Source organism: Methanolobus vulcani (genome assembly GCF_006546655.1).
GTDB classification, from domain to species: domain Archaea; phylum Halobacteriota; class Methanosarcinia; order Methanosarcinales; family Methanosarcinaceae; genus Methanolobus; species Methanolobus vulcani_A.
The window spans coordinates 59,380-86,111 of record NZ_VIAQ01000010.1; the positions used below are offsets into that span (position 1 = coordinate 59,380).

A 26,732-nucleotide genomic window follows, 5' to 3' on the forward strand; every position below is an offset into this window, starting at 1 on the left:
CCACATTCAATTTTTAATCTTACGTATTATTAGTCTTGTTTTCAGACTCTGATTCGCTTTTCAGTTTCTCAACCACAAGCACAACACCGTCTTTTTCAAGAATACTTACCTTGTCATCTTTCTCGATCATGTCAGATGAACGTGCCTTCCAGTGTTGCCCCCTGTGAAGAACATATCCTGTTTCTCCGTTTCCAATAGGTTCAAGTGCAACAGCCATGTCACCGATTAGTTCACCAAAGAGCGGTTTCTTTCTCCTGACCTCAAATACCTTGTAAATGATGAACACAAAGAAAAGTCCGATCAATATTGTTGGCGTCGCCACAGATACTATCAGCGTACGCTGGAATTCTGCCGGAGTATAGTTATTTGGGAAATCAGTTGGAACCAGCAATATACTGCCTGCAATTATGCATACCAGACCCGCAATCCCGAAAACCCCGAATCCCGGAGCCTGGAATTCAAGTACCAGCAACGCTACACCGGCAACAACCAGGAACAATGCACCGATATTCACATCAAAGCCAGTTCCTATAAGCCCGAGTGCAATAGCGATCACACCAAAGAGTTCAGCACCAAAACCCGGATGTGAAATTCCAAGTATAATGGCATAAACACCAAGAAGCAGAAGCATCGAGGAAACCAGTGGATTGGAGATTATGCCCATGAAAGCCAGCCTGAGAGAAGGCTCATAGTAAGTGATATCCGCACCATCCGTTTCAAGAACCTTGTCCTTTACTTCGGTACCATCTACCTGGGAGAGCAGGTCATCGATATCAGATGCAACATACTCAATAACCCCATACTCAAGAGCTGTTTCAGCATCAAGGTTCAGGTTTTCTGTAATGAACTGTTCTGCTGCTGTCTCGTTACGACTGTGCATTTTTGCATTCTCGGTAGCTCTCTTGACAATGGCATTGATTATCTTGTCCTCTTCTACAGGCTCGCTTCCGGTGGCAGTCACTGTGACTGGCTGCGCGGAACCAATTATAGTATAAGGTGCCATTGCAGCAACGTCAGTACTGATAAGAATTAAAGTACCAGCGGACCATGCTTTTGTTCCTTCCGGGTAGACATATCCTATTACCGGAACATCAGTTGAAGCAATCTGCTCCATAATTGAAAGTGTTTCATCAAGATTGCCGCCAGGTGTGTTAAGAGTGATAACAAGAGCTTCGTAGTCATCGCTTTCTGCAAAGGCTATAGCATCAGCTACAATATCATCAGTAACAGGGGTGATCGAATCCGAGATATCAACAACCAGAACCTTCTGTTGTCCTGCAGCACATGCATTACCTGAAAGCAGTGAAAAGAGCAATATAAAAAAAAGAAAAGTGCTCAGGTATGACCGGCACTTATGTAGCATAATTCCTCCATCACTCTTTTTTGGTAAATGCCTTTGAAAAGGCTGCAACTTCCGCAACATCTGTGGAATTAGCCACAACAATCATGTTCTTTTCCCTTGCTATTTCGGCATATGTCTGCAATTCCCTGAGTTTGATTGAAACAGGTACTTCCTCATAAAGGCGTGCAGCATCTTTCATCTTTGTAGCAGCAATGAACTCACCGTCTGCAAGTATGATACGTGAACGCTTCTCACGTTCTGCCTCTGCCTGTTTTGCGATCGCACGCAGCATCGTGTCATCAATGCTTACATCTCGCAGAGTTACACCGGTAACCTTGATACCCCATGGATCAGTGGAAATATCAAGCTGCTCCTGGATGTTCCTGTTGACATCTTCCCTGTTTGAAAGCACGTCATCAAGTTCAAGCTGGCCGATAACATCCCTGAGTGTTGTTTGAGAAAGCATTGCAGTTGCATACTTGAAATTCTCAACCTCATTAACTGCCTTTGTAGGATCAATAACCTGATAATAAACGACAGCATCCACAGCTACAGTTACATTGTCTTTTGTGATTACTGCCTGTTTTGGAACGTCAATTGCGACCACACGAAGGTCTATCTTTACAACCGTATCGATTATCGGGATGATAAGAAACAGACCCGGACCTTTAACTCCACTTAACCTTCCCAGACGGAAGATAACTACACGTTCATATTCATTAACGATCTTAATAGCTTTGGACAATATGATAACTGCCACTATAGCTAACGGAAAAAGAATATCAGTCAAAACCATATTTTGCCACTCTCCTGAAGAAGAAATAGAGAACTTGTTAAATAGATATAAGGAGCCTACTTTTTAAAAATATACCGGTGGAAACTAATAAAAGCCCATCTCTCCAGGACATTAAAAACAATAGAAAAGATATAGAAGGCTGGGTCTGAGTACTTGTTTGAGGGGATGTACACGAAAGCATGAAAGCATTGTTATTATTGAAATAACATTTCAGACCCAACAAATAATAGAACTCATTTATTGTTTATTAATGTGATTGATTTTGACGTTAATAATTTCAAACAACTTTGTCAAAAACGCAATGCTGCAAAGATCATATAAATACCTATTATAAATATGTCGCTTTTTTCAATCACTCTGGATAACAAGCAAACACATAAATCCAATATATACTATCTAAGACTAGATACAATGAGCGAGAAATGTAAAGAATGCAACGGGAAAGGCTATAGTGTTACAGGCACTTCCAAATGCCCCGAGTGCAAAGGAACGGGAAAATCAAAGTCAGTAGACTTTATGAAGCTTTCTGAAAAGGATATGGCAAATTTCCTGAAAAATGGTTCTTCCTGTAGCAACTGTAGCGGGACAGGGGAAATTGAAGAGAGGGAGAAATGCGTGGCATGCTCCGGCAAAGGTGTATTTTATAAGTGCAAGGTCTGTGGAACAGAAATGGACCGTCTTTATAATGGAGATGAGGTATGCCAGTCATGCGCAAAGAAGCAAATCGTCTACAAACTTGACAACTCATGCACCCTTGATGAACTTGAAGTCGGTAAGATGTACCATTCAACAGTAAGGAACATTGCTGATTTCGGGGTATTCGTTGATCTTAATTCTAATCTTAGAGGCCTTATTCATTCCAGCAACATGAATGGAACCCTGGAAGTTGGTGAAGCTGTCATTGTCAGCTTAAAGGAGATAAAACCAAGAGGAAAAATGGATCTGGTTCCACGGAAGTTGAAAGAATACCAGACCATTGAACTTGAAAAGAAGCTCCCGATCATACTTGCCAGCGAAATGCCACAAATGGTAGGCAAGAAGGTAAAAGTGCAGGGTGAGGTCATTCAGGTCAAGCAGACAGCAGGACCTACGATATTTACAATTGCAGATGAAACCGGACAGGTTTCCGGTGCCGCCTTTGAGAGCGCAGGTGAGAGAGCATATCCGGAAATTGAAGCAGATATGATTGTTGCAGCTACCGGTGAGATTACTGCCCGTGCTGGCAGTTTCCAGCTTGAGATACAGAGTCTTAAAAGACTGAGCGGATCACAGGAAGCTGAGATCCTTAACCGCATAGAAGCCGCTATTGATAAACGAGCGGAGCCTTATGAGATCGAATATATGGTTGAGAGTGAGGTTCTTGAAAATCTCAGACCTATCATGAAGAAGGCTGCAAAGGAAATTAGAAAGGCAATCATCAAATCCACACCTATTCTATTGCGCCACCATGCCGATGCTGATGGTATGACTGCAGCACTGGCTATTGAGAAGGCAATCATTCCGCTCATAAAAGAAGTAAACGGGGCAGACGGAGAATATTACTTCTACAAGCGTGCACCTTCAAAGGCACCGTTCTATGAAGTGACCGATGTTGTCCGTGACATTAACTTTGCACTGGAAGATGTAGTCAGACATGGACAAAAGATGCCACTAATTATAAGTGTGGACAACGGATCATCCAACGAGAACGTGGCTGCAATGAAGCAGGCACAGGTGTACGGCATCCAGATGATAGTCATGGACCACCACCAGCCTGACGATGTGGTCGATGAATTCCTGTTAACTCATGTTAACCCGGCACATGTCGGAGGTGATTTCGGTATGACAGCAGGTATGCTCTGTACCGAGGTCGCACGTATGATAAATGTCAACGTTGAAAACGAAATAAAACACCTCCCTGCAGTAGCTGCCCTTGGTGACCGCTCAGAAGCCGAAGAAGCAAGGAGATACATAGAACTGGTATCTGACAGGTATACCGAGCAAAACTTGAGGGACATGGCACTTGCCCTTGACTTTGCAGCATACTGGCTTAAGTTCAACACCGGAAAAGGCATGCTTGACGATATCCTGGATTTCGGTGACCATACTATACACAAGAACCTTGTCACTGTGCTTTGTGAACAGGCTAATGGGATGATAGCCGAACAGATGGATGTCTGTATGGCCCACGTGAAATCTCAGGACCTGCCAAATGGTGCGATCCTCAATGTTCTTGATGTGGAGAATCATGCCCACACATTCACATTCCCACCACCCGGAAAGACATCAGGTGAAGTCCACGACAAATTGTGCAAGAAATACGAAGGCAAACCTGTAGTAACCATAGGATATGGACCGGACTTCGCTGTAATCCGCTCAAAGGGAGTTCTTATGAACATACCACAGATGGTAAGAGAACTCTACGAAGAAGTACAAGGTGGCGGAGTTAACGGCGGAGGACACCTTGTCGTTGGAAGTATCAAATTCGTACAGGGTATGCGTACAGAAGTGCTTTCCAAACTTGTAGAGAAAATAGGTTCCGTAGGAGTTGAATAACTCCTACTGAAAAACAAAAAAAATAATCATTTCTTTTTTGATTTGATCAGTCTACACGTGTGATGCGTACAAGTGAATGTACAGGAACTTCAGAAAGGGTTTCTGAACCGCTCTTGTCCACAAGTACGGCAATTGCCACAGGTTTTGCACCGGAACTGCGCAGATGGGTTACAACATCTGCCATTGTGTTACCTGTTGTAATAACATCATCCACTATGATGCATTTCTTTCCTTTGATACCTGCAAAATTCCTGCTGAAGGCACCATTGAGTTTTGTGTCATCACCCTGCTCATTGTAAGAGTGGTAAACTGAAAGTTCTGTACTGAGCTCTTCTGCCATAAGGCTTGCAAGAGGAACTCCGCTCAGACCAATTCCTACCACCAGATCGATTTCATTGCCTGTTGCTTCTACAGTGTCAAGGACCATGTCACACATGGCAATTCCTACATGGCGCATCCTGAATGCACTCATTCCTATACTGCTCCAGTTAACCGATATGTCTTTTGGTGCAGAGGAAACTTCTTCCTTCTTTGCGCGTGTCAGAAGCCATGTGACTGTTTCCCGGGAAACGTTAAGCTCATCTGCAATTTGCCTTGTAACAAGACCATTTGCCTGTAATTCAAGGGCTTTTTGGATTAATTTATCAATATTCTTCATATGTACCCCGTATTTTCATCTTTAACTTATATGTAATATATCAATCGAGATGTTATATTTTTCTTTTACGCCTTTTCTTCAAGGGAGAACCACAAACAGGACATACATCACCGCTATCAAATTTTCTCCGACATCCGGTACACTGTTTTTGCCATACAAGAACATCCTTTATATGTTTCTGTGCTACAGGCTTTACTTCAAGTCCCAACACCTTTGCGACATTCTGGACTGCATAGTCATCGGTCAGAAGTACTGAATTTCCTTTGTATTCAAGTGCCTTGGCCAGAATATCAATGTCAGTTGAGGATAATTCCTCGCAGTCTTTTGTCTTGTTGGCAATCTCCATGACCTTTTCACGGAAAGCATCTTCCGGCACCTCTACCCTGGCACCACTTTCCCGGGCGAGGTCAAAGCGCATTGCTGCTTCACTGCTTTTCAGTTCATTTACTACCGAAGGGATGGTTATGATACGATAAGGCTCTATTCCACTGCCCATGATGAAGACCGCAGAATCTGCGATGTAGTATTCCATATAATGCCAGATACTTTCTGAATATAGATTAATTCTTTGTTACTAAAAGTGTACATGAGATATATTCGATATTAATATATAATAAGATGAACATGATACTAATATGTATATACGAAAATGAGAAGATAAACTATGGATAGATTATCAACCTGAATCATGGAACTTATTGGATACAATATTACAGAAGAAGGAATCAGGGTATTCTCTCCGAATACTAACAAATAAGGAAAGTTCTGTGCTAATGAAACTACAATTATGTTATTAGTATCAGGCGTATACAAAGAAAGTATGGTGTAAATTATGGAAAGAATATCTACCGGAATCCCTGAAATCGATAAAAAGATACAGGGAGGTTTTCCTGCGGGGGAAGCTTATTTAGTAACAGGGGAACCTGGAACAGGTAAAACAATATTTGGATTGCACCTGACCTACAATGCATGCATGGAAGGTAAAAAATGTGCAATACTGGCAACTGAAGAGACTCCGGAAAAGATAATACGACATGGGAAAAGTATTGGTTTAGACATTGAGCCCTTTGTAGAAAACAAACAACTTACAATGATACGCGTGCTTGAAAAGAGAATAGAGGGCCTTGAAGACAAATACGCGAACATTATCACAAATACAACTGATCCACGCAATATCAAATACATCATTCCTGAAGACGTGGAAGTAGTTGTCATTGATAATATGGGTACTTTTTCAATAGGAGAGGAATTAAACGTATTCAGGGATAAACTTGATACTCTTATTTACCTGTTCGCGGAATCAAAATGGACCTCTCTTATAATAATGGATGCAACCGCACATGAGCTCACTCACAGGATAGCTGAATATTCAAGTAGTGGAACCATCCGTTTGATGACAAAGGAAAATCCATATACAGGTAAAATGGAACGGTTCATTTACATTCCTAAAATGAGAGACACGGATATATCACTTGAAATCATGAACTATAACATAACAGGACAGGGAATCAAGCTGTCTGCTTCGAAGGCTGCTTCAAAGACAAATAGATTAATATAATTGGGAACATTCTCCATTAAAAAGAAGCAGGATTGATATAATGGACATTTCAAAAGCTAAAGACATCATAGTTGAGTTTATCAAGGAAAAAACAACTGAAGCAGGCGTTAAAGGTGCTGTTGTAGGTCTTAGCGGAGGGATTGATTCTGCACTTACTGCATACCTGACAGTTGAAGCCCTTGGAAAGGAAAATGTTCTTGGCATACACATGCCTGAACTCACTCTAACACCTGCCGAGGATGTTCTGGATGCCACTGAAGTTGCAGAGAGGCTTGGAATCGAATTCAAGACCGTTGACATATCAGGAATACTTGCAGGATACCTTAACTCAATTCCTGAAGGTTCTGAATCTAACTCTCAGGCAAACGGTAATCTCAAAGCCAGGATACGAATGTCAGTTCTTTATTATTATGCTAATATTATGTCCAGAATGGTTATGGGAACCGGAAACAAGACTGAGATTCTTCTAGGATATTTCACTAAATATGGTGACGGCGGAGTTGACCTTGAACCCATAGGCGACCTTTACAAAACAGAGGTAAGGGAAATGTCAAAACTCATGGGAGTTCCTGAAGAGATAATCACCAAAGCACCGTCTGCAAGACTCTGGGCTGACCAGACAGATGAGGACGAGCTTGGAATAACTTATGAACTGGTTGACAGGTTCCTTGCACTTTTACTTGAAGGTGAAACACCTCAGGTAGCCCAGAATACTCTTGGGATGAGCGTAAATCAAAGAGATTCTGTCCTGAAAAGGATTAATACGAACCTGCACAAACAGAAAGCTGCTCCAATAGCAGAGCTAAAATCACTAAGATAATACATTATCTGCCAGGAAAAACTGGCAGAACCTCATTTTCAAACCGCAGAAGCTGTTTGGCGAGATGACGTCTTGCGCATGGCGGAACTTCATAGAACCCTGGCATGACATCTCTTTCTATTTCCTTTTTATCAGAAATATCTGAACTGGTACCACATTTCTTACATCTGTATCCCTGACCCGAACCTGCAGATTTCATTCTTTTTCCACAGGAAGGACATTGAGGGTTATGAATTTCATAAGATGTTGCCAGCTCGGTAATCTTTATCTTTTCAATGTTGAAAGTATTCTCAGTAACACTGCCATAAACAACCACTCTGTCACCTGGAATCAATTTGCGTACCAATTCCCTGAAGTTCTTTGTAGGTTCAAAAGCAGCACAATCGATAACATCACCTGCTTCATCCTTCAGAGTGAATATGGTGTGTCCGCCCCTGATGGTTATTGGTTCTGAACTCACTTCGCCTTCAAGAATATAAGAATGCATTTCCTCAATTTCACTAATTAATGAAACATGCATCAGATGCATATCGGTTCCCTGATTGGTGCGGTAGATACAGACTCTTTCAACAGGTTCTGAAACTACAAAGGAAGCCGCTTTTTTCACAGAAGAAGCATCCTTTCCTCTTATTCCATAAAGAACCGGATCACCGGAATGTGGAACACACACCACCATATTGTTTACTAGATCCACTGTATCCCATGTATCAGGATATGTAACCCTGTCGGCTTCAAAAAGAGATTTTTCATCAACTGTGCGTCTGGTACCCCATACTTCTTTTTCCCTGTAAGCAAGATACTCATAAGTATAGTCCCATTCGAGGTCAAGCATGGCCCCACATGCAGAAAGAGCACCAATAAGACCGCGACCATTCTTAAAAGCCTTATACTCAAGATTTAATTCAGAAGCAAGTTCCTTTGCTTCATCAATTGTAATCACATCTTTGACAGCACATTTGAAAAAGGAACTTAGTTTATCCCTGACAGAATCGAACTGATCCTCTAAAACAAAAACAACTCCAGGATTTGTATTCTCATTGTCCAGACATGCCATGGAGCTTATTTTTTCAGTTACGTGCCTGAAAACTCTTTCTTTATCGTCACATTCAATAAGCAGTGCCACAGACGCATTTCCACGAGTCTTGTAGGGAATTGTAGGATTAAGGCGCACCAGTATTGGTTCAGATATGAGCTTTGCAAATGAAGAAAGCTCCTCCCTCAATAAAGCGCACAGATATGTGGTGCACATGCCTTTCCTGGAATCGGTATCATCGATCCCAATGATCATTTTAGTGTTTTCACTGCTCATTTGACCAGTTGCAGATATAATTGATTAGTGTTAAATGATTCCTCTGGATAAAATACGAACAAACGTTATTATGGATTTCCTTTGAAGATCAGGACTGGGTACTTTTAAAGACAAAACCCAGACAACTATATATAGATGTGCAAACAATGGCTATTTACCTATGACAAAAGAGATTCTCATACATCAGATTATTGATGTATTACAACAAGCCGGCTTTATGGTCTCAAAGCGATGCAACATTCGTCCACGGAGCTTTGACCTTGCAGCCAGAAAAGGCGATGTTCTCATCTTTTGTAAGGTATTGTATAATATAGACGGTTTGAATGAGGAAACTGCAAGGGAAATGAAAAGCCTTGCACGGTATCTGGGAGGAACTGCTGTTCTCATAGGTGCCAAGACCAGAGACCAGATGCTGGAAGACAGCGTGGTCTATATGCGCTACGACATTCCTGCTGTGAATGTCCAGACCCTTTATGACTATTTTGTGGAGGATGTACCACCACTTGTATCGGCAGCTCCGGGAGGACTCTATGTGTCAATTGACGGGGATGTGCTGAAAGAAGCACGTAAGAGAACCGCAATGTCGCTAGGAGCGCTTGCCACTGAACTCGGGGTATCAAGGAGAACCATAAGCAAATATGAAGAAGGTGGTATGGATGCCTCAATTGATATTGTCCTTCAGCTTGAAGAGTTGCTGGACGTGGCTCTTGCAAAATCCATAGATATACTTCAATGTTTTGAGAAACGTGTCAGTCTGGAAAAGCCACAGGAAACTAACACTGAAGCACAACCGGACGATGGCATTCTCGGTATGCTTAATGCCCTGGGATATCAGGTTATGTCCACAAGCCAGGCACCCTTTAAGGCGATATCAAAGGATACTTCTGACACGCTGCTTACGGGAGTTAGCACTTACAGCAGTGCAATGATAAAGCGTGCAGACCTTATGAGCAGTATTTCCTGTGTTACGATGACAAAATCAGTCTTTATCATAAACGGACAGATAAAATCAGAGACTGTGGAGAATACAGTGCTTATCGAAAAGACTGAGCTTGATAAACTCTCCGGCACAGAGGAACTCGCAGAACTTATTGATGAAAGGACAAAGAAGCATAACATCAATATTGATATTTCCTGATCTCATTAAAAGTACTAAAAAATTCCAGACATTCCCCTGTATATTTCCATTTTTTTACCAAATCCAAAACCCTAATATACAGAAATCCCTTTTAGAACTAACAATGACTACCAACATTGCAGTACTTGTTTCAGGAAGAGGATCGAATCTACAGTCTATTATAGATAATATCGAGAACGGATACATTAAGAATGCAAAGATATCCGTTGTTATAAGCGATGTTGGTGACGCGTATGCACTTGAGCGTGCACGCAATCATGGAATTACTGATGTGTTTGTCGACCCTTCAGATTATTCAGGAAAACAGGAATACGAAAAAGAAGTAATGGAAGTACTGAAAGACAATGATGTCGGCCTGGTGCTCCTTGCTGGATACATGCGTCTTGTTGGTAAAGACCTGATAGCAGCATACCATAACAGAATGATAAATATCCATCCTGCCCTGCTTCCTTCTTTTAAAGGCCTTCATGCACAACAGCAGGCTTTTGAATATGGTGTGAAGGTCAGTGGATGTACTGTTCACTTTGTTGATGAAGGAATGGACACTGGACCTATAATTATACAGAAATGCGTTCCTGTACTTGACACAGATACTGCCGATGACCTTGCAGCCCGCATACTTGAACAGGAACACAAAATATTCCCGGAAGCTGTGAAACTCTTTGTAGAGGGTAAACTTAAAGTGGAAGGTCGAATTGTAGTACACACATAAATAAACTCATATTAACCAAATACTGTCCTGGCAAGCCAGGATTCCAAAAACATATACAATATTTAACGTGGTAACAATGTCTTACATCTCAGAAATTGACCCGGATATTGCAGAAGCCTTAAGGCTTGAAGCAAACCGTCAGGATTACAAGCTGAACTTGATCGCATCAGAGAACTATGCAAGCCGTGCTGTAATGGAAGCACAGGGCTCTGTCATGACAAACAAATACGCAGAAGGATACTCAGGAAAACGCTACTATGGCGGTTGCGAATTTGTAGATATTGCAGAAGACCTTGCAATTGAGAGAGCAAAGGAGATCTTCGGTGCTGAACACGTAAACGTGCAGCCACATTCAGGTTCCGGTTCTAACATGGCATGTTATTTCTCGGTCCTCAAACCAGGAGATACCATTATGTCAATGGACCTCTCCCACGGAGGACACCTTTCACACGGAAGCCCTGTAAACTTTGCAGGACAGCTCTATAATATAGTACCATACGGTGTTGACAAGGAGACTGAATCCCTTGACTACGATGCACTCATGACAATGGCAAAGGAGAACAAGCCACAGATGATCGTATGTGGTGCTTCAGCATATTCAAGGACCCTTGACTTTAAGGCATTCAGGGACATCGCTGATGAAGTAGGAGCATACCTCCTTGCAGATATCGCCCACATTGCAGGTCTTGTAGCTGCTGGTGCACATCCAAGCCCTGTACCTTACGCTGACTTTGTCACAACCACAACCCACAAGACCCTCAGAGGTCCAAGAGGTGGAATGGTTATGTGCAAGGAAGAGTACGCAAAGAACCTGAACAAGGCTGTGTTCCCTGGAATTCAGGGTGGACCTCTCATGCACATCATCGCAGCTAAGGCTGTTGCATTCAAAGAAGCACTTGGAGAGAAATTCAAGGCAGACCAGTTCCAGACAGTGAAAAATGCAGATACTCTTGCAAAGGAACTTCAGGCAAGAGAATTCGACATTGTTTCCGGTGGAACTGACAACCATGTAATGCTTCTTAACCTCAACAAGTTCGACATCACAGGAAAGGATGCTGAAGCAGGAATGAGCAAGGCAGGAATTGTCCTTAACAAGAATACAATCCCATTCGAAACCAGAAGCCCGTTCATCACAAGCGGAATAAGAATCGGTGCACCTGCAGCAACAACAAGAGGAATGAAAGAAGAGCAGATGAAGGATATTGCAGGATTTATTGCAGAGGTTATTAACAACCTCGATAATGATTCAGTCCTCCACGGTGTCAACTCCGATGTTGAGCAGCTTTGCAGCAGATTCCCGGTATACAAATAAATAAAAACGCAGGCTGTATAGAAACTACATCAGGTGTTTGCATAATGGCAGAAGAGAACTACGATTCCAGGAAGATAGATGGCAGGAGCCTTTCAAAGAAAGTGGAAGAACAGGTAAAGCAGGGAGTTGACAAGCTCAAAGCGGAGAAGGGAGTTACACCCGGACTTGCAACCATACTTGTTGGCGATGATCCTGCATCCAAGATGTATGTCCGTCTTAAACACAAGGCATGTGAAAGGGTCGGCATACACGCAGAGGACCAGAATATGCCTGAGTCCACCACACAGGAGGAACTCATGCAAAAAATCCAGGAATTGAATGACAGAGAGGATATCCACGGAATTCTCCTCCAGTTACCTCTTCCAAAACACCTTGATGACAAATCCGCAATGCTTGCAATCGACCCTGCAAAGGATGCCGACGGATTCCACCCATACAATATGGGTAAACTTCTCATTGGTGATGAGGGACTTGTACCATGCACTCCAAAAGGTGTTATCAGAGCACTTGAGGAGTATGATGTAGCTATACAGGGAAAACATGCAGTAATTGTGGGACACAGCAATGTTGTTGGAAAACCCATGGCTGCAATGCTCATAAACAGAAATGCAACCGTTTCTGTATGTCACGTTTTCACCGATAATCTCAAGAAATTTACTCTTGATGCAGACATCCTTGTAGTCGGAACCGGTGTGATGCACCTCATTAAAGCGGATATGGTGAAAGAAGGTGCAGTAATATTTGACGTTGGAATCACCGAGAAAGAAGGCAAGGTTTACGGTGATGTTGATTTCGATAATGTCGTGAAGAAAGCTTCACTGATAACCCCTGTTCCGGGTGGTGTTGGTCCGATGACCATTGCAATCCTCATGGAACACGTGCTTATGGCAGCTTCAAACTGCTGATAAGCACACTTATATTTTATTAATTGAATACTATTTTGGCAAAACTGTTTTGCCCATTTACCTTTGATTAAAACTACCAGGTTGAATAATGGTTGTTGATGTAGATATATGCGGCTTGAAAGTTGGTGATGAGCATCCTGTAAGACTTATGGGTATCATCAACCTGAGCAAGGAATCCTTTTACAAGGGTTCTGTTGTTAGTAACGATTCTCTTCTTGATGTTGCACAAAAAATGATTGATGACGGTGCGACTATACTTGATATTGGTGCCCGTTCTACATGGCCCATGGCAAATCCGGTAATCAGCGAGGAAGAAGAACTCAATCGCATGATTCCTGCACTGGATCTACTGAACGATAATGTGGATGCAATCATTTCTGTTGATACTGTTTATGCAAGCGTTGCAAAAGAATCCCTGAAACATGGTGCAGACATAATCAATGACGTTTCCGGATTCACAACAAATCCTGAGATGATGGATGTTGTTGCTGAGTACGATTGTCCTGCTGTTGTTATGGCATCTGAAAAGGTTCCCGGTGACCCGATTGGAATGGATGCAATCATGCAGTCACTTGCTGACATAATCAGCAAAGCAGATGCAAAGGGAATTGACACCAGCAAGCTTATTCTTGACCCTGCTGTAGGTAAATGGATACCTGAAAAAGACCCGATATTTGATTTTGAAACCATAGACCAGTTCGAGAGTCTCAGGGTATTTGGCAGACCGCTGCTTGCAGCAGTATCCAGAAAATCCTGCATCGATGCGGTGTTACACAAACCAGCAAACGAAAGGCTTTATGGAAGCCTTGCTGCAACTGCAATTGTTATTCACAAGGGTGCTCACATTGTAAGAACCCACGATGTTGCTGAAACTAAGGATGTAGTTGAAGTGGCGGCTGCAATGAGAAAAAGACAGCCGTTTGTGAAAGAAGGCGATTTTGAAGTTACTATTTCAGATATAACTCACCCGGATGATGCGGAATATCTCATGAGAAGTATGAAGGTCACAGGTTCCGGTGCAAAGGTCATGAAGAACAAGACCGTAAGCAAGGTGGTTCGCGTGAATAACATCACAACCACTGAGGCACTGATAATCAAGCAGGAGATCCTTGCAAGAGGTGGAGATGCTGCCCTTGAACGCAATGCAGTATCACACGAAACTGAAAAAACAGATGTGCTCATAATAGGAACCATATTACAATTTGAGAAACTGGTCCATAAGCTCTCATTCCAGGCACGCAACCTTCCTCTGATCGCAGAGATGATTGCGGAAGTACTTGAAAACGACATGGATGTAGAGCATGGTTACCTGAGGGAAATATGATAATCTCATCTGCAAAGCCCTTTGAAGAGATACTTGAAATGCTAAAAAACGAGGATGATATCTTCGTTGTTGGCTGCAATGCATGTGCAGCAAAGATACACGTTGGCGGTGAGCCTGAAGTTCTGGAGATGTGCAAGCGTCTTGAAGATGCAGGAAAACATGTTGTTGGCTGGGTAATCCCCAGTGCAGCGTGTAGTGTGGCTTCATTTGATTCACTTGTTGAAAAGAATCCTGCTATTAAAGATGCTAAAACTATTCTTGTAATGGCCTGCGGAAGCGGAGTTTCCATTGTAGCAGGTGTTGTGGATGTACCGGTTTATCCTTCAAACGACACTGTGTCCCTTGGTGGAAGAACTCAGGGAGAAGTTGTCCCTGAACTCTGCGCCATGTGTGGCGAATGTAAGATCCATTATTTTGGCAGCGTTTGCCCGAAGAGTTTATGTCCCAAGCATTTATTGAACGGACCCTGTGGAGGTTCTGTTAATGGAAAATGCGAAATTGACCCTGAAAAAGACTGTGCATGGGAACTCATCTGTAACAGGCTTGAAAAAATAGGTAGACTTGATCTTCTTGACATTACATGGGATGCTGAAGAAACTACAGAAGACTCAGTCTGACATTACTGGCAACTTGTTGTCCTGAATAGCTGAAAAGTTATTTGCAGGATAATATTTTCTGTACCTGCCATCTTTTTCATCCCGAATTACGTTCTGATTTTTTAGTCGGGTAATGTGCCAGTGAATCGTACTTTTGTCAACCCCAAGCTTTTCTGATAATTGCTTACCAGTAACACCAGGTTCTTCACAAATCGAATCCAGAACACATTTTCGAGTATCGCTTTGTATATTAGAACCAGCAGCTTGCAGAGATTTTTTACTTGAATTATCCTTGCGGAAATAATTAATAAATCGACCCTGCCTGAGAGCTACAAGGAGATTTGAAAACTGAAGCTTATCAGCATGATACCTGAATGTTCCTCTTTTCATCTTCAGGTCGGAAAGAATATCACTTTCCGAGCATCCCGGATTTTCAGACACATACGAAAGTATCTTTGTCCTATTCTTATCACCTTTTTTGCATGCTACTTTTCCCAGCAGTAAAGGAATGAATTTTCCAATTGAAACAATGATGAACCAGATGGTACAGCCAATCCAAATGAATTTGAGTTTAAGAGGAAGATCCCAGAAAGTAAGATTACCATCACAACCTGTTGAAACAACCAGCTCAGGTGGAATATCATCCGAGCGCTCATTATAAGGAACCACAGTACACTCAGCACTCACAATAAAGCAACTACATGCGATTAAAAAAACGATACATAGTATTTTCAAATATTTTCTTAACTGAAATAACAAGTAATGTATCCCTCGCCATTACATCATTTGTAGATACGTCATACGTTTGAACAAACTTCGGTTTGAAGTTAACAAATATGTGATATATAGATTATGGCCAATCATTCCAACTAATTTCAAAATACTACGATTCCAAACACGTATTATTATTTTACGTAGATGATACCAAGTAGAAAACGCAAGATGCTAGCTGAATTATGAAAAAATAATCGATGCAAATATTAAATTTATAATTATAAATTATCTTTTCTGCATACTCAGTTTGATGTTGGCCATAATAGATAAATAAAACCATAAATAATTATGCAATGACACATTGGAATAATGTAGTGTGTAATATAAACTAAACTTACATAGTCAACTTGAACCCCAAAATAACTTCGCTTTCTTTTCAAGCCAGCAATGGAGAAAAGCATGAAATCTGGTAATAAAAAACTTCTAATTGGATTTATCCTGCTGATTGTGGCGGGAACAATCATTTATGCTATTTCCTCCGATCATGAACATAAATTAGAAAATCTTATCAGTTTTTCTTTACATAACGACGACGAGATCGACCATGAGGTGTTAGTAGAAATCTTTGATTCAACCAACACGTCCGTATTCAAAGAAACATATATAGTGGCTCCTGGAGATGAAATATATCCTAATCCACTCAAAAAGGAAGAGGGTGCATATAGAATTGAAGTGGCTTTGGATAATACTAATAAAACATACATTGGAGACCTTTATTCAGAGTATCATGATTACATACACATTACAGGCGTTTCTGATGAGCCTTTTATGGTTGAAACTGCAGAATAATAATTAATCAGAGATGACATGTTATTTTTACAACTGACGTATGCCAAACAGTTGGAATCTTTGGCCATAATATCTTAATAAATTGCCCGTAATATAAAATATTACTTCAGCATAAATCAAAGGTATTTGTCTGTTATTATCCAGTCATTCAGACAAAAATACCTGGAAGCAAGGTCATTATCCAGCCGATTGAGTTCTGTATTAAACTCTTACATGACCTTGCTTTTCCATAGGAATAATGTTTTAGAGGCCTGATCATTTGACACTTAGTTGTGGATTTAAAACAAATGTTTTACCTGTATGTATCTTACTGCTAAGTCTTTCTTTTGTAACAACTTCAAGTACAGAGGATGCCAATAAGAATAACAATTCTCTGGTGCAGCCCTATGGAAATGAATGCCTTCTAAATATCCTCTGCTGCTGTGGTGAGTAAATGAAAGCAAAAAGCAAACACATTGTCATTACAACTGCAATTATAATATTGATAATATCAATTGCTTTTATTGCTGCAATCAATTGCAAAACAGGAAATGATGAACTGTACTATACAGACAAAGAACTCCAAACCCTTTATGAAAAATATAATATTACGGAAAATGACATTAAATTTGCAAAAGGGGAGCTGCCAAACTATCTGGAGGGAACAATCCTCTATAACAGTTCAAAAATAGTAGTAGCAAACGAAGATGGAATTCCTGATGAAAATATGATACAGGGAGTAGACTATGATATAATCATCAGTGAGAAGGAAATGTTTGACATCATCGAAAATGCAAAATCAGACTATATTGAAAAATACGGAGTTGACCCGGAAAATCCAAAACTTGATTCAGTTGATGGTTATCTTTTACCAGTACAGGAAGCTAACAGGCTGGTGTTTCAGCAAAATATATGGGAACTGTTGGCCTGACATGTGATTCTGGTTTCCATTCTAATTGTTTGATAAATATCAACGTAGATGCAACGTAGATGCAACTTAAAGGGTATTTGAGGGAAAAAGGAAGATGAATAGAAACAAAGTAATGATTGTTGCTGGTATATTGCTATTTTTAATTGTTGCAGCTATGCTCAGTTTTTCCCATGGAACAATCCTCAGCAGAAATAACATCAGTGAAAAAATGGCTATGGAAATCGCAGACCAATACGTGCAGTCCAGGCTATCTCCTGATGAGATCAAAGCACTGGAATTTGAAGAGATATATTACTATGATCGCTCCGATCAGGGGCTGCCTAAAGTATACAAAATCAATTACAAAAGAATGATCAGGGGAATACAATCCCTGAACGGGGTACAACTGCGAGTTGATGCTGATACAGGAGATGTGTCCACTTATCGTAAAAGTTGGTCAATAGATGAAGATGAAATAGCCCTTATTGACACTAAACCTTCCATATCTTCCAGTGAAGCTGCAAAGATAATTACGGATTACATGACCAATGAACCTACAATTGGAAAAGATAAGGCAGACACCGTGAAAATCATTTCTTCCGAACTCTACTGGAAAGAAGATAATAATGAAACTGTTCATCTTGCATGGGGTATAAAATTCAGAGACTCCACATTTGCATATGATGATTATCCTGCAGAAGCGTGGATAGATGCCCATTCAGGTGAAATGTTATTGTTTGCTTATGCAAGAGATTGAATGGAGGAACAAAATATGATACATAAAAAGGATTTGATTATTTCAATATCAATCGGAGTTATTTTATTGTCACTTTTTGAACATAGTAGCATGAGTCATTTTACCGCTGAAGTCATCACTGCTTTCATTATAGGCAGATGGCTGAGTAAAAGGATAGAAAATCACTTGAAAAGATATGTATTCACATCGATTATGATCTACAACATGCTTGGATGGATACTAATATTAATATTCACGCATGATGGAAGAATTGTCCTGGAATATGGAATGGGCATGGTGACTATTTTCAGTGGAACTGTGTTTATAGTAGCTCTTTTATACGCAACCATAGGCTCTTTGATTACGAGAACTAGAAAAAATGTTCAGCCCCAATAAACCTTTCAGAACCACTAGTTTATGGTAATACACGGATAAAAGTGCTATGAGTTTAGGATCTGTGCTGGCCAGTACATTGACAACGACATTCCTGTCACTCCTTTTTCCTTGTTAGAGATAGTCTCGGACATAAACAAAATAGGAATCTTCATATTGATTCCTGTTATGAGCCTTCTGTATACCAGGCATCATAAGAAGATAAAAAATCCATTAAATAAGTCTTCGAACTTTTTTAAGATCAGAGTTATCTACAGTTTGAATCTTTGGCCATAACATCTAAATAAATTAATGTTTTTTTAGTATTGCCCCCACAAATACAGAAAGTCCGTGGGAACCCAATGTACCAACTGCAAGGTCACAATGTTATCGGATTAGACTCACGTACATGTGACCTTGCTCCCCCAACTTTTAGATGATACAAATTATCTATGGAAATACCAGATGTTAAGCAGAGAAGAGATTGCCAAGATGAATACCTACGGTCAATTTAAACAAAAGATGCACCTGGACATGACTTTTGACAAAAGTATGTTAAAAGTTCTTGCTTTTATGGTGGCAGCAATCTTGATAATCTATACTCTGTGCCTTCAAACTCCAGAATGTAAGATATTATTCTATCTTATCCTTTATCTGGGATTCACAATACTATACATCAAAGACCGTACACAAGTGGAAATCGATTCTCATATGATAATTATTCATAGACCGATCTTTAATCCTATCATAATAAATAAGAAAGATATAACTAAAATTCAAATCAACAAAAACACAAATTTTTCTTTCCACAGGATACAATTTATTTTCCTGATAGCATTGATAGTAGCTCTGGCCTACAATTCATTCTATGACTTGTTAAATGGAATAAAATTAACAGTAACAATGGCAAGTAGCTTAATACTCATTCTGCATGAATCATGGATAATATTCATGTTAATAATTATCATTCTGAATATAAGTAAAAGAATTCCATATCAGAATTTAGTAATAGTGAATACAGAAAAATCTAATTTCATATTCTATTCCAAGCAACCTGAAGAACTGAAAAGGATAATCGAAACACAGGAAACTTGATATGACTCCGGTTGGTTTTAAAGAGAAAATGAGCGTGGATAAAATAGGTGATTTCAGATTGCCTATTATTCTAACCTTTCCAATGGTACTTTTGCTTCTAATAATGATAATGGGACTGGATACCCCTGTCTTTAATATTGTTTATTTTTTAATATGGCATCTGTGCCTCGCAATAATTGTATTGCAGGACATCACTACTGTTGAAATAGAAAGCAACAAAATAATTGTTCACAGATTTATTTTGGGTCCGACTACAATAAACATGGATGATATCAAAACAATAAAAGGTAGAAACAATATATCTCGGAAATACCATATTTTATTTACATTCATTATGCTGGTTTTGATAGCAAGCACATCATATTTTGTATACAGCAACATGCAAAGAATGTTCACTGGAAACATATCGTTAGAAGAAGGGATACTCTCACTTCTTTCCAGCTCAATGCTTATAATATTTTACTTAATCATTTACTTCAATGCAGAAAAAAGAATCAGGTATCCTGCATTTCTAGAAGTAATAACCAATAAAGACAAATTCAGGTTTTACACGCACAAACCTATAGAATTCAGAGATTTGATACTAAATGAATAAAATGAATGATGAAATCAAAATGAAAGTCCCGTTGCATATTCCTGATTATGAATACATACCAGTGGTAATTGCCCTGGGTTTATTAGCATTCATACCCTTAACTTTGATTGACCATTTATACCGAAGTATCTGGACTTACCTTAGTGTTGTTTTAATAATGTCTATGATCCTGATAGTTGTTCACCTTCGCTCATATTATGAGATTATAATCAACAACAACGAAATAATTGTGAAAAAAGCATTATTCAAAGACCTGAAAATACCTGTAGATAAAATAGAGGGGATTTCCGATTTTAACAATACCTTGCACAAATACCGAAAACCATACTTTTTAATTTTAGGACTTATGGTATTGATAGTTGCAGTTATGAACGTGAGGGATGGTTTAGAATCAATCGAAAAATACGGGTTTTACGAAGCCACAAATGTCCCAGCAGTATTCTTTATTCCCCTAATGTTTCTTATCATACTTTATGCCTCATATCGGATGTCGCATTATCCAAAAGCAATCAAAGTAAAGGCGGATCCCGGGTTTATTGACCTTTACCCGGAAAACGAGGAGAAATACCTACTCCTGAAGGATAAACTCGATTCCCTCCTGCGATGATTTTAAAACCCTGACATACATATAATTCCCCGATGTCCCGGACCTTCAAAGATAAACTCTCATCAAACGATTTTCTTATAACAGCAGAGGTCAGCCCTCCAAAGGGAACAGACCTTATCGATGTGCTTTCTGATGCGGAACTCATAAGAGGATGGGTTGACGCTCTCAATGTAACTGACAACCAGAAAGCAATCATGCGTATGAGCCCACTGGCAGTGAGTAAATCTCTACTTGACAGCGGTCACGAAGTTATCATGCAGCTTACATGCAGGGACAGGAACAGGCTTGCACTGCAATCCGACCTTCTTGGAGCATACTCCATGGGCATCAGGAACATCTGTATAATGACAGGCGACCACACAACGAAAGGAGATCATCCTAAAGCAAGACCTGTTTATGATCTGGACTCTGTGCAGCTCCTCAAAATTGTCAGGAAAATGCAGGAAGGTTTTGACCTTGCAGGCAATGTCATCGAGAATCCACCTCAGTTTGTTGTGGGTGCTGTGACAAATACCGATCCTTCCAAAAAGGCACAGATGATGAAACTGCGAAAGAAGGTAAAAACAGGAATTAATTTTATGCAGACTCAGGCTGTTTACGACATTTCCATGTTTGAATCATTTATGGAATCCATCGGAGACATTGAAGTTCCGATTATTGCCGGAGTAATTCCACTCAGGTCTGCAAACATGGCCAGATTTATGAATGGGAATATCCCTGGAATAAACGTGCCTGATGAGATAATAGAGAGAATGGAATCCGCTGAAAAACCAAAGGATGAAGGCATGGATATTTGTGCAGAGACTATAAAAGAACTGAAAAAGCTCTGTCGTGGAATCCATCTGATGCCAATTGGCAAACATAACAATACACCAACTATACTTGAAATGGCCGATATAAGGAAGAAACAATAATGACAAAAACGCAGATCGACCATGCAAAAGAAGGCATCCTCACACCTGAGATGCTGGAAGTTGCAAAAACAGAGAGAATTGAAGAAGAACTTATTCTTGAAAGGGTTGCAAATGGCAGCCTTGTTATAATGACACGTAAAGGGTGTCCGCCTGTTGCTATCGGAAAAGGTGCCAGCACCAAGATTAATGTAAATCTTGGAACATCATCTGCTGCAATTGACCCGGAAGCAGAAATCGAAAAAGTAAAGGTAGCACAGGAATACGGAGCAGCTACGATAACTGATCTTTCAATGGGAGGAGACATCTCTGCCATCAGGGAAATGGTGTTTGAGAACACAGACCTTCCTGTTACAACAGTTCCTATTTACCAGACAATCGTTGAATGTGGAATGGAGAATGTAACTATCAATGGCATCCTTTCCTACCTGAAAAAACATGTTGATGAGGGGGTAAGTTCAGTGCTGCTTCATTGCGTGAAAAAAGAGATGCTTGAACAGCTTAAAGGTACAGGCAGGGTAATGGGAATGGTCTCAAAAGGTGGTTCCTTTACCAGCAGTTTCATGCTTCTTAATGACTGTGAGAATCCTTTCATAGAGCATTTTGATGAGATAATGAAGATTCTAAGAGAAAATGATGTTGTGCTATCCCTTGGAAACACCATGAGAAGTGGATGCATCCATGACCTGAAAGACAGTGCCCAGTTAATGGAAATTGAAACGAATGCAGCACTTGCAAAAAGAGCAAATGAAAAAGGCGTGCAGGTTATAATCAATGGTATGGGAGGACACATACAGGCATCAGACATACCGGATTCTGTGAAATTATACAAGGATAAAGCTGATTTTCCACTCTTTGTTGCAGGGCCGCTTCCAACTGATATTGCAGTTGGTTATGACCACATTGCAGGTGCAGTGGGTGCAAGCATGGCCAGTGGTGCCGGAGCAGATTATCTTTGCTATATCACACCGGCAGAACACCTTTCGCTTCCAAACCCGCAACAGGTTAAAGAAGGACTTATTGCATTCAGGATTGCAGCTCACATTGGAGATTCCATGAAGTATGGATTAAATGATGCAGATCTTATGCTTGCTGAAAAAAGAGCAAACTTTGACTGGAGAGGACAGGCAGAACTTGCTATTGATCCTGACAGACCTGCACAGATGTGTCCTGATGATGGACCATGCTCAATGTGTGGCGATTACTGTGCCATTAAAATAATGAAAAGTTATCTAACAGGAGAGAACTAATGCCGCAAGAGCCATCTTTCCCATCCCTCCAGATGTTTGGGATTAAAACTCCACTTCTCAGACCTGGAGACAGCATTGCAGATGTAATCATTAATTCACTTGAAAAACAAGGACTTAAATTCCAGGATAATGACATTCTGATTATTGCCGAATCACCGCTTGCAACATCTGAAGGACGCCTTGTACGTCTTGATGATATTACACCCAGCGAGAAAGCAAAAGAACTTGCTGAAAAATACAATATTGACGTAAGGGAAATGGAACTCATTGTTCAGGAATGCGATGAGATATTCGGAGGTGTTCCGGGAGCTGCACTTACCATCACCAAAGGGACACTTGCTCCGAATGCTGGTATTGATGCTTCCAACGCACCAGAAGGATATGTTGTACTTCTCCCTGAAAATGCGCAGAAAAGTGCTTGCAGGATAAGGAAAGAAATCAAAGAACATTGCAAATGCAATATAGGAGTTATTGTAGGTGACAGCCGTACACAACCACTTAGACTTGGATGTGTTGGAATTGCACTTGGAACTTCCGGAATGATTCCTGTTGAAGATGCCAGAGGAAGCCGTGATCTTTTTGGAAAAGAGATGATGATCACACGCAAAGCAGTTGCTGATAATCTTGTTTCTGCTGCACAGCTTCTTATGGGAGAAGCAGGGGAAAGTGTACCTGCTGTGCTTGTAAGAGGCTCACCTGCACAGGTAGTTGATGATGATATCGACATGCCACTTTTCAGCAGGGATGAATGCATGTATTATAGCAATATAAGAAAAGCTTAGCTTTTCACATTATTTTTTTATTTTATTTTGGTCTTAATCCCACATCGCAATCTATTTTTTATAAAAAACGATTTAAACTAAAAAATAGTTTAGATGTGCCTTGCTTGCTTATTGTATCAATAAAGAAAAACATCCAATTAGAGCGTTTTCTGCCAAAATAAACGAATAGATAGGAGAAAACTTAGTTTTCTCTTTTTCCTTATATTTCCCTATATTTACAATTAAAACCTTGTTTTACGTTTTGTCAAAATAATCCACATATATTTTTATAACGTCACAGGCTTTGACGCTGAAGTTATTTCAACCTTGTTTTAGATTCTTATTCCCTGCTGGAAATTTTACAACCATATGCGACTTTAAGCGAATTATATATAAGTGAATTGGATACTATGTATCAGATCAGATGTGAAAATATCAGCACTTCAAAGGGTTTGTGATAAAATAATTAAAAAGAACATAATATGGAAATTCACCGGATTGATATTCTTAGTTAGTTTATTGTTTTCCATCTATGCAAACGCTGAAACCAATGTATCTGAAGAGCATGCAGAAAACTTTTCGTTGCCAGATTATGGCCCGGAGACTTTTGAAAAAGCTGCAAACCTTTCAGGATTTGTAGTTGTTAAAGGCACTATGCCTGTAATTACAGATGAAAGCGAGAAAACAGAATGGCTGGATTTGCTAGTCCAATGTATTCGTGCAAATGATAAAATTATCAATTATTATGGAGCATCTGGTGGCCCGGTACTTAGTTTTGGAACAAACATCTATGGTTATTTGTCTGTAGAGCTTGATTCAGCCAGTCTGGAAAAAGTAAATGATTCGGTTATCAATGAGATATATCAAACAATAGATGAAGCAGCTGAAGAAGAAGGGGTAAGTGACATTCCCGTCGTTTTCATGTGGGGTGAAAGGGCACAAGCAGAGGTTCATGAAGATGAAGATTATATTGATAATAATGAATATATCGAAAGCGTTGATAATAAAAATGCACACGATGAAAATGGCATCGCACAAACCACATCCGGTTTTACCTCAGGCATGCTTGTATTATGTATATTGATATTGACTCAATTTCGAAAGTGAACTATCATCTGATTAAAAGAAATCATATTTTATTTCGCCTCTTCCAGTCCGTAAGCCTGCATAATCATGTGATACTCAAGAGGAGGAATCCTTGAATAGAAAGCTCTTTTTACAACCTCGCTCAGTGAAGGATGAATATCCATTGCATACATTATCGGACTGGCATCCTGACCTTCAGTGTACATAAGTGGAATTATCTGGTGGATAAGCACCGAAGCTTCCGGACCTATTATATGAGCACCAAGAATTTTCTGAGTCTGTCCTTCAAAAATAACTTTCACAAACTCATCCCCAAGGGACATGGCAATACCTTTCGCAGTTTCCTGGAAACGATAAAAACCAATCATGATATTGTCTTCCCCATACTCCTCAACTGCCTGCCTTTCTGTCATTCCAACTCCGGCAATCTCAGGATATGAAAAAACTGCATATGGAACTGCGTGGTAATCTGCCTTTATTTTCTTTTTCAAAACCGCATTGTAGTAAACAACACTGGATTCATGGTTTGCAACGTGCTTGAAGAGATACTTTCCGTTTGCATCTCCAAAAGCCCAGACATTTTGCTGCGTGGTTTCCAGATGTTCATTTACCTTTATCCACCCACGTTTGTCTGTCTCGATGCCTCCAAGTTCAGGCTTAAGGATATCTGTATTGGGACTCCTGCCTGTTGCAACAAGTATTGCAGAAGCAACAACCTCTTTTTCTTCACCGGTTCCGCGGTCTTTTGCAACTACAACCTTTCCTTCAGATGAATTCTTAACTTCAACAACCTCGCAGTTGGTTAGAATATCCATATATCCTGACATCATTTTCTTTGCCAGAATTGATATTTCGGGTTCCTCTTCCGGGATTATGCGGGCATTTCTGCCTATTATGGTGACCTTTGAACCCATTGATGAAAAGAAATGACCGTATTCTGCTGCAATATATCCACCTCCGATTATGGCAAGACTTTCCGGGAGCTCTGTTAGTTTCAGTACATCATCACTGGTGAGATATTCTATATTATCAAGACCTTTTACCGGAGGAATTGCTGGTTTTGAACCGGTACACAGGAATATCATTTGTGTAGTGATGGTTTCTTCACCCACCTTCATAGTGTAGGGGGAAATGAACTCTGCAGCCTCGTTATAGAAATCCAGACGCGGCATATATGTGTAACCTTGTTTTATGCCATCAATATCTGCTGATATTGTAGAACGCATTCTGTCCATTACAGCTTTAAAATCGATATTCTCAATTGAAACTTTGATTCCAAAATTTCCTGCTTTTTCTATATTCCTTACAAGTTCTGCAGGATATAGGAGCATCTTTGAAGGAATGCATCCTCTTGTGAGACAAATTCCTCCTGGCTCATCTTTATCAATAAGAGCAACTTTCATTTCAGGATTTGCATCAAGCATTGCATTTACGTAATTCATACCAGAGCCGGAGCCTATTACTATCAGATCATATTCTTTCATCAGATTCCCCACATGCGATATTCTTTAAATATTAGCCTTTACACGTATAATTATTTCTGGATGAATCTGCTCAGATAGGCACAGTTTCCCAAAAAAGAAAATGAGGACTATTGAGCCTCATTTTTTGAACAAGAGAGAAACAATCATTTTACGGACTTTATGCTATAAAGGTGCTTTTGAGTATATTAGTCCATATAATATAATGGGTCCGAATAAAATACAATCGTAGCATTTTATATTCAATATTTAAAAGTAACAGAGATTTGGCATGTACGATGCCAATTGTATATCAATTCAATAATAAGAAGAATCTTATCAAATTTTCAAGAGAAGAAATAAAAATCCAAAGAAATCACTGTTTGCAAAAAGAATTGAATT

The 26,732-nt window shown here is 40.1% G+C and carries 27 protein-coding genes; 20 read left to right on the top strand and 7 right to left on the bottom strand.

The genetic code is table 11. The annotated features are described in order from the left end of the window. Nucleotides 1–19: 19 nt before the first annotated feature. Together FKV42_RS03945 and FKV42_RS03950 are read right to left on the bottom strand one after the other, a co-directional pair. On the bottom strand, nucleotides 20–1,363 hold the full coding sequence (locus FKV42_RS03945; protein WP_154808942.1) for an NfeD family protein: 1,344 nt from the start codon (nucleotides 1,361–1,363) through the stop codon (nucleotides 20–22). A 10-nt stretch (nucleotides 1,364–1,373) separates the two neighbouring features. Beyond that, entirely contained in the window at nucleotides 1,374–2,138 is a 765-nt protein-coding gene (locus tag FKV42_RS03950; RefSeq protein ID WP_023845080.1) for a slipin family protein, read from the bottom strand. A gap of 411 nt (nucleotides 2,139–2,549) precedes the next feature. Here FKV42_RS03950 and FKV42_RS03955 point away from each other — a divergent pair, with 411 nt between their 5' ends. Beyond that, nucleotides 2,550–4,673 carry a DHH family phosphoesterase gene (locus tag FKV42_RS03955; RefSeq protein ID WP_154808943.1) on the top strand — a complete coding sequence of 708 codons (2,124 nt, stop codon included), beginning with the start codon at nucleotides 2,550–2,552 and terminating at the stop codon, nucleotides 4,671–4,673. Nucleotides 4,674–4,719: 46 nt separating this feature from the next. Here FKV42_RS03955 and FKV42_RS03960 read toward each other — a convergent pair whose 3' ends face one another. Beyond that, on the bottom strand, nucleotides 4,720–5,331 hold the full coding sequence (locus FKV42_RS03960; RefSeq protein ID WP_154808944.1) for an orotate phosphoribosyltransferase-like protein: 612 nt from the start codon (nucleotides 5,329–5,331) through the stop codon (nucleotides 4,720–4,722). A 52-nt stretch (nucleotides 5,332–5,383) separates the two neighbouring features. After that, nucleotides 5,384–5,863: an NOB1 family endonuclease gene (locus FKV42_RS03965; protein ID WP_154808945.1), complete on the bottom strand. Its 480-nt coding sequence runs from the start codon at nucleotides 5,861–5,863 to the stop codon at nucleotides 5,384–5,386. A 300-nt stretch (nucleotides 5,864–6,163) separates the two neighbouring features. Between FKV42_RS03965 and FKV42_RS03970 the strand changes: the two genes are divergently transcribed. After that, the gene (locus FKV42_RS03970) at nucleotides 6,164–6,889 is read left to right on the top strand and encodes an RAD55 family ATPase (RefSeq protein ID WP_154808946.1); all 726 of its coding nucleotides are present in this window, start codon (nucleotides 6,164–6,166) and stop codon (nucleotides 6,887–6,889) included. A gap of 40 nt (nucleotides 6,890–6,929) precedes the next feature. Continuing rightward, nucleotides 6,930–7,709, top strand: a complete 780-nt coding sequence (locus tag FKV42_RS03975; protein WP_154808947.1) for an NAD+ synthase — start codon at nucleotides 6,930–6,932, stop codon at nucleotides 7,707–7,709. Nucleotides 7,710–7,713: 4 nt separating this feature from the next. On the opposite strand, the gene FKV42_RS03980 is transcribed toward FKV42_RS03975, so the two are convergent. Beyond that, nucleotides 7,714–9,018: a tRNA(Ile)(2)-agmatinylcytidine synthase gene (locus FKV42_RS03980; RefSeq protein ID WP_230375488.1), complete on the bottom strand. Its 1,305-nt coding sequence runs from the start codon at nucleotides 9,016–9,018 to the stop codon at nucleotides 7,714–7,716. A gap of 160 nt (nucleotides 9,019–9,178) precedes the next feature. Between FKV42_RS03980 and FKV42_RS03985 the strand changes: the two genes are divergently transcribed. From FKV42_RS03985 to FKV42_RS04010, 6 genes are all read left to right on the top strand, one after another. Then, a complete protein-coding gene (locus FKV42_RS03985; protein ID WP_154808948.1) occupies nucleotides 9,179–10,156 on the top strand; it encodes a transcriptional regulator in 978 nt (325 codons plus the stop codon). A 103-nt stretch (nucleotides 10,157–10,259) separates the two neighbouring features. Continuing rightward, on the top strand, nucleotides 10,260–10,868 hold the full coding sequence (purN, locus tag FKV42_RS03990; RefSeq protein ID WP_154808949.1) for a phosphoribosylglycinamide formyltransferase: 609 nt from the start codon (nucleotides 10,260–10,262) through the stop codon (nucleotides 10,866–10,868). Nucleotides 10,869–10,944: 76 nt separating this feature from the next. Next, nucleotides 10,945–12,180, top strand: coding sequence for a serine hydroxymethyltransferase (gene glyA, locus FKV42_RS03995; RefSeq protein WP_154808950.1), 1,236 nt, complete (start codon nucleotides 10,945–10,947; stop codon nucleotides 12,178–12,180). Between the two features lie 44 nt (nucleotides 12,181–12,224). Next, entirely contained in the window at nucleotides 12,225–13,085 is an 861-nt protein-coding gene (gene folD / locus FKV42_RS04000) for a bifunctional methylenetetrahydrofolate dehydrogenase/methenyltetrahydrofolate cyclohydrolase FolD (RefSeq protein WP_154808951.1), read from the top strand. A gap of 88 nt (nucleotides 13,086–13,173) precedes the next feature. Continuing rightward, nucleotides 13,174–14,409 (top strand): dihydropteroate synthase, encoded by a 1,236-nt coding sequence (gene folP / locus FKV42_RS04005; protein ID WP_154808952.1) that lies wholly within the window; start codon nucleotides 13,174–13,176, stop codon nucleotides 14,407–14,409. Then, on the top strand, nucleotides 14,406–15,026 hold the full coding sequence (locus FKV42_RS04010) for a methylenetetrahydrofolate reductase C-terminal domain-containing protein (RefSeq protein ID WP_154808953.1): 621 nt from the start codon (nucleotides 14,406–14,408) through the stop codon (nucleotides 15,024–15,026). The genes folP and FKV42_RS04010 overlap by 4 nt, the downstream gene beginning before the upstream one ends. Here the strand turns inward: FKV42_RS04010 and FKV42_RS04015 are convergent. Further along, nucleotides 15,018–15,692, bottom strand: coding sequence for a winged helix-turn-helix transcriptional regulator (locus tag FKV42_RS04015; protein WP_154808954.1), 675 nt, complete (start codon nucleotides 15,690–15,692; stop codon nucleotides 15,018–15,020). The genes FKV42_RS04010 and FKV42_RS04015 overlap by 9 nt on opposite strands. A 486-nt stretch (nucleotides 15,693–16,178) precedes the next feature. Here FKV42_RS04015 and FKV42_RS04020 point away from each other — a divergent pair, with 486 nt between their 5' ends. From FKV42_RS04020 to FKV42_RS04070, 11 genes are all read left to right on the top strand, one after another. Continuing rightward, entirely contained in the window at nucleotides 16,179–16,568 is a 390-nt protein-coding gene (locus FKV42_RS04020) for a hypothetical protein (RefSeq protein WP_154808955.1), read from the top strand. A gap of 433 nt (nucleotides 16,569–17,001) precedes the next feature. Next, the gene (locus FKV42_RS04025) at nucleotides 17,002–17,478 is read left to right on the top strand and encodes a hypothetical protein (protein WP_154808956.1); all 477 of its coding nucleotides are present in this window, start codon (nucleotides 17,002–17,004) and stop codon (nucleotides 17,476–17,478) included. A gap of 94 nt (nucleotides 17,479–17,572) precedes the next feature. Then, entirely contained in the window at nucleotides 17,573–18,214 is a 642-nt protein-coding gene (locus FKV42_RS04030) for a hypothetical protein (protein WP_154808957.1), read from the top strand. 15 nt (nucleotides 18,215–18,229) lie between these two features. Continuing rightward, a complete protein-coding gene (locus tag FKV42_RS04035) occupies nucleotides 18,230–18,589 on the top strand; it encodes a hypothetical protein (RefSeq protein ID WP_154808958.1) in 360 nt (119 codons plus the stop codon). A gap of 441 nt (nucleotides 18,590–19,030) precedes the next feature. Further along, on the top strand, nucleotides 19,031–19,660 hold the full coding sequence (locus tag FKV42_RS04040) for a hypothetical protein (protein WP_154808959.1): 630 nt from the start codon (nucleotides 19,031–19,033) through the stop codon (nucleotides 19,658–19,660). A 1-nt stretch (nucleotide 19,661) separates the two neighbouring features. Then, nucleotides 19,662–20,255, top strand: coding sequence for a hypothetical protein (locus FKV42_RS04045; RefSeq protein WP_154808960.1), 594 nt, complete (start codon nucleotides 19,662–19,664; stop codon nucleotides 20,253–20,255). Nucleotide 20,256: 1 nt separating this feature from the next. Beyond that, a complete protein-coding gene (locus FKV42_RS04050; RefSeq protein WP_154808961.1) occupies nucleotides 20,257–20,862 on the top strand; it encodes a hypothetical protein in 606 nt (201 codons plus the stop codon). 32 nt (nucleotides 20,863–20,894) lie between these two features. After that, entirely contained in the window at nucleotides 20,895–21,776 is an 882-nt protein-coding gene (locus FKV42_RS04055; protein ID WP_154808962.1) for a methylenetetrahydrofolate reductase, read from the top strand. Further along, nucleotides 21,776–23,023 carry a phosphomethylpyrimidine synthase ThiC gene (gene thiC, locus FKV42_RS04060; RefSeq protein ID WP_154808963.1) on the top strand — a complete coding sequence of 416 codons (1,248 nt, stop codon included), beginning with the start codon at nucleotides 21,776–21,778 and terminating at the stop codon, nucleotides 23,021–23,023. The genes FKV42_RS04055 and thiC overlap by 1 nt, the downstream gene beginning before the upstream one ends. Continuing rightward, entirely contained in the window at nucleotides 23,023–23,805 is a 783-nt protein-coding gene (gene cofE, locus FKV42_RS04065; RefSeq protein WP_154808964.1) for a coenzyme F420-0:L-glutamate ligase, read from the top strand. Before thiC ends, cofE begins: the two co-directional genes overlap by 1 nt. Before the next feature lie 477 nt (nucleotides 23,806–24,282). Beyond that, nucleotides 24,283–24,891, top strand: a complete 609-nt coding sequence (locus tag FKV42_RS04070; RefSeq protein ID WP_154808965.1) for a hypothetical protein — start codon at nucleotides 24,283–24,285, stop codon at nucleotides 24,889–24,891. A 29-nt stretch (nucleotides 24,892–24,920) separates the two neighbouring features. Here the strand turns inward: FKV42_RS04070 and FKV42_RS04075 are convergent, their stop codons facing one another. After that, on the bottom strand, nucleotides 24,921–26,354 hold the full coding sequence (locus tag FKV42_RS04075; RefSeq protein ID WP_154808966.1) for a dihydrolipoyl dehydrogenase: 1,434 nt from the start codon (nucleotides 26,352–26,354) through the stop codon (nucleotides 24,921–24,923). Between the last annotated feature and the right edge of the window lie 378 nt (nucleotides 26,355–26,732).

Excerpts from the sequence above, each read along its gene's own strand:
- FKV42_RS03945 (WP_154808942.1), bottom strand. The coding sequence starts at position 1,363 with ATGCTACATAAGTGCCGGTCATACCTGAGCACTTTTCTTTTTTTTATA.
- FKV42_RS03950 (WP_023845080.1), bottom strand. The coding sequence starts at position 2,138 with ATGGTTTTGACTGATATTCTTTTTCCGTTAGCTATAGTGGCAGTTATC.
- FKV42_RS03955 (WP_154808943.1), top strand. The coding sequence starts at position 2,550 with ATGAGCGAGAAATGTAAAGAATGCAACGGGAAAGGCTATAGTGTTACA.
- FKV42_RS03960 (WP_154808944.1), bottom strand. The coding sequence starts at position 5,331 with ATGAAGAATATTGATAAATTAATCCAAAAAGCCCTTGAATTACAGGCA.
- FKV42_RS03965 (WP_154808945.1), bottom strand. The coding sequence starts at position 5,863 with ATGGAATACTACATCGCAGATTCTGCGGTCTTCATCATGGGCAGTGGA.
- FKV42_RS03970 (WP_154808946.1), top strand. The coding sequence starts at position 6,164 with ATGGAAAGAATATCTACCGGAATCCCTGAAATCGATAAAAAGATACAG.
- FKV42_RS03975 (WP_154808947.1), top strand. The coding sequence starts at position 6,930 with ATGGACATTTCAAAAGCTAAAGACATCATAGTTGAGTTTATCAAGGAA.
- FKV42_RS03980 (WP_230375488.1), bottom strand. The coding sequence starts at position 9,018 with ATGAGCAGTGAAAACACTAAAATGATCATTGGGATCGATGATACCGAT.
- FKV42_RS03985 (WP_154808948.1), top strand. The coding sequence starts at position 9,179 with ATGACAAAAGAGATTCTCATACATCAGATTATTGATGTATTACAACAA.
- purN (WP_154808949.1), top strand. The coding sequence starts at position 10,260 with ATGACTACCAACATTGCAGTACTTGTTTCAGGAAGAGGATCGAATCTA.
- glyA (WP_154808950.1), top strand. The coding sequence starts at position 10,945 with ATGTCTTACATCTCAGAAATTGACCCGGATATTGCAGAAGCCTTAAGG.
- folD (WP_154808951.1), top strand. The coding sequence starts at position 12,225 with ATGGCAGAAGAGAACTACGATTCCAGGAAGATAGATGGCAGGAGCCTT.
- folP (WP_154808952.1), top strand. The coding sequence starts at position 13,174 with ATGGTTGTTGATGTAGATATATGCGGCTTGAAAGTTGGTGATGAGCAT.
- FKV42_RS04010 (WP_154808953.1), top strand. The coding sequence starts at position 14,406 with ATGATAATCTCATCTGCAAAGCCCTTTGAAGAGATACTTGAAATGCTA.
- FKV42_RS04020 (WP_154808955.1), top strand. The coding sequence starts at position 16,179 with ATGAAATCTGGTAATAAAAAACTTCTAATTGGATTTATCCTGCTGATT.
- FKV42_RS04025 (WP_154808956.1), top strand. The coding sequence starts at position 17,002 with ATGAAAGCAAAAAGCAAACACATTGTCATTACAACTGCAATTATAATA.
- FKV42_RS04030 (WP_154808957.1), top strand. The coding sequence starts at position 17,573 with ATGAATAGAAACAAAGTAATGATTGTTGCTGGTATATTGCTATTTTTA.
- FKV42_RS04035 (WP_154808958.1), top strand. The coding sequence starts at position 18,230 with ATGATACATAAAAAGGATTTGATTATTTCAATATCAATCGGAGTTATT.
- FKV42_RS04040 (WP_154808959.1), top strand. The coding sequence starts at position 19,031 with ATGTTAAGCAGAGAAGAGATTGCCAAGATGAATACCTACGGTCAATTT.
- FKV42_RS04045 (WP_154808960.1), top strand. The coding sequence starts at position 19,662 with ATGACTCCGGTTGGTTTTAAAGAGAAAATGAGCGTGGATAAAATAGGT.
- FKV42_RS04050 (WP_154808961.1), top strand. The coding sequence starts at position 20,257 with ATGAATGATGAAATCAAAATGAAAGTCCCGTTGCATATTCCTGATTAT.
- FKV42_RS04055 (WP_154808962.1), top strand. The coding sequence starts at position 20,895 with ATGTCCCGGACCTTCAAAGATAAACTCTCATCAAACGATTTTCTTATA.
- thiC (WP_154808963.1), top strand. The coding sequence starts at position 21,776 with ATGACAAAAACGCAGATCGACCATGCAAAAGAAGGCATCCTCACACCT.
- cofE (WP_154808964.1), top strand. The coding sequence starts at position 23,023 with ATGCCGCAAGAGCCATCTTTCCCATCCCTCCAGATGTTTGGGATTAAA.
- FKV42_RS04075 (WP_154808966.1), bottom strand. The coding sequence starts at position 26,354 with ATGAAAGAATATGATCTGATAGTAATAGGCTCCGGCTCTGGTATGAAT.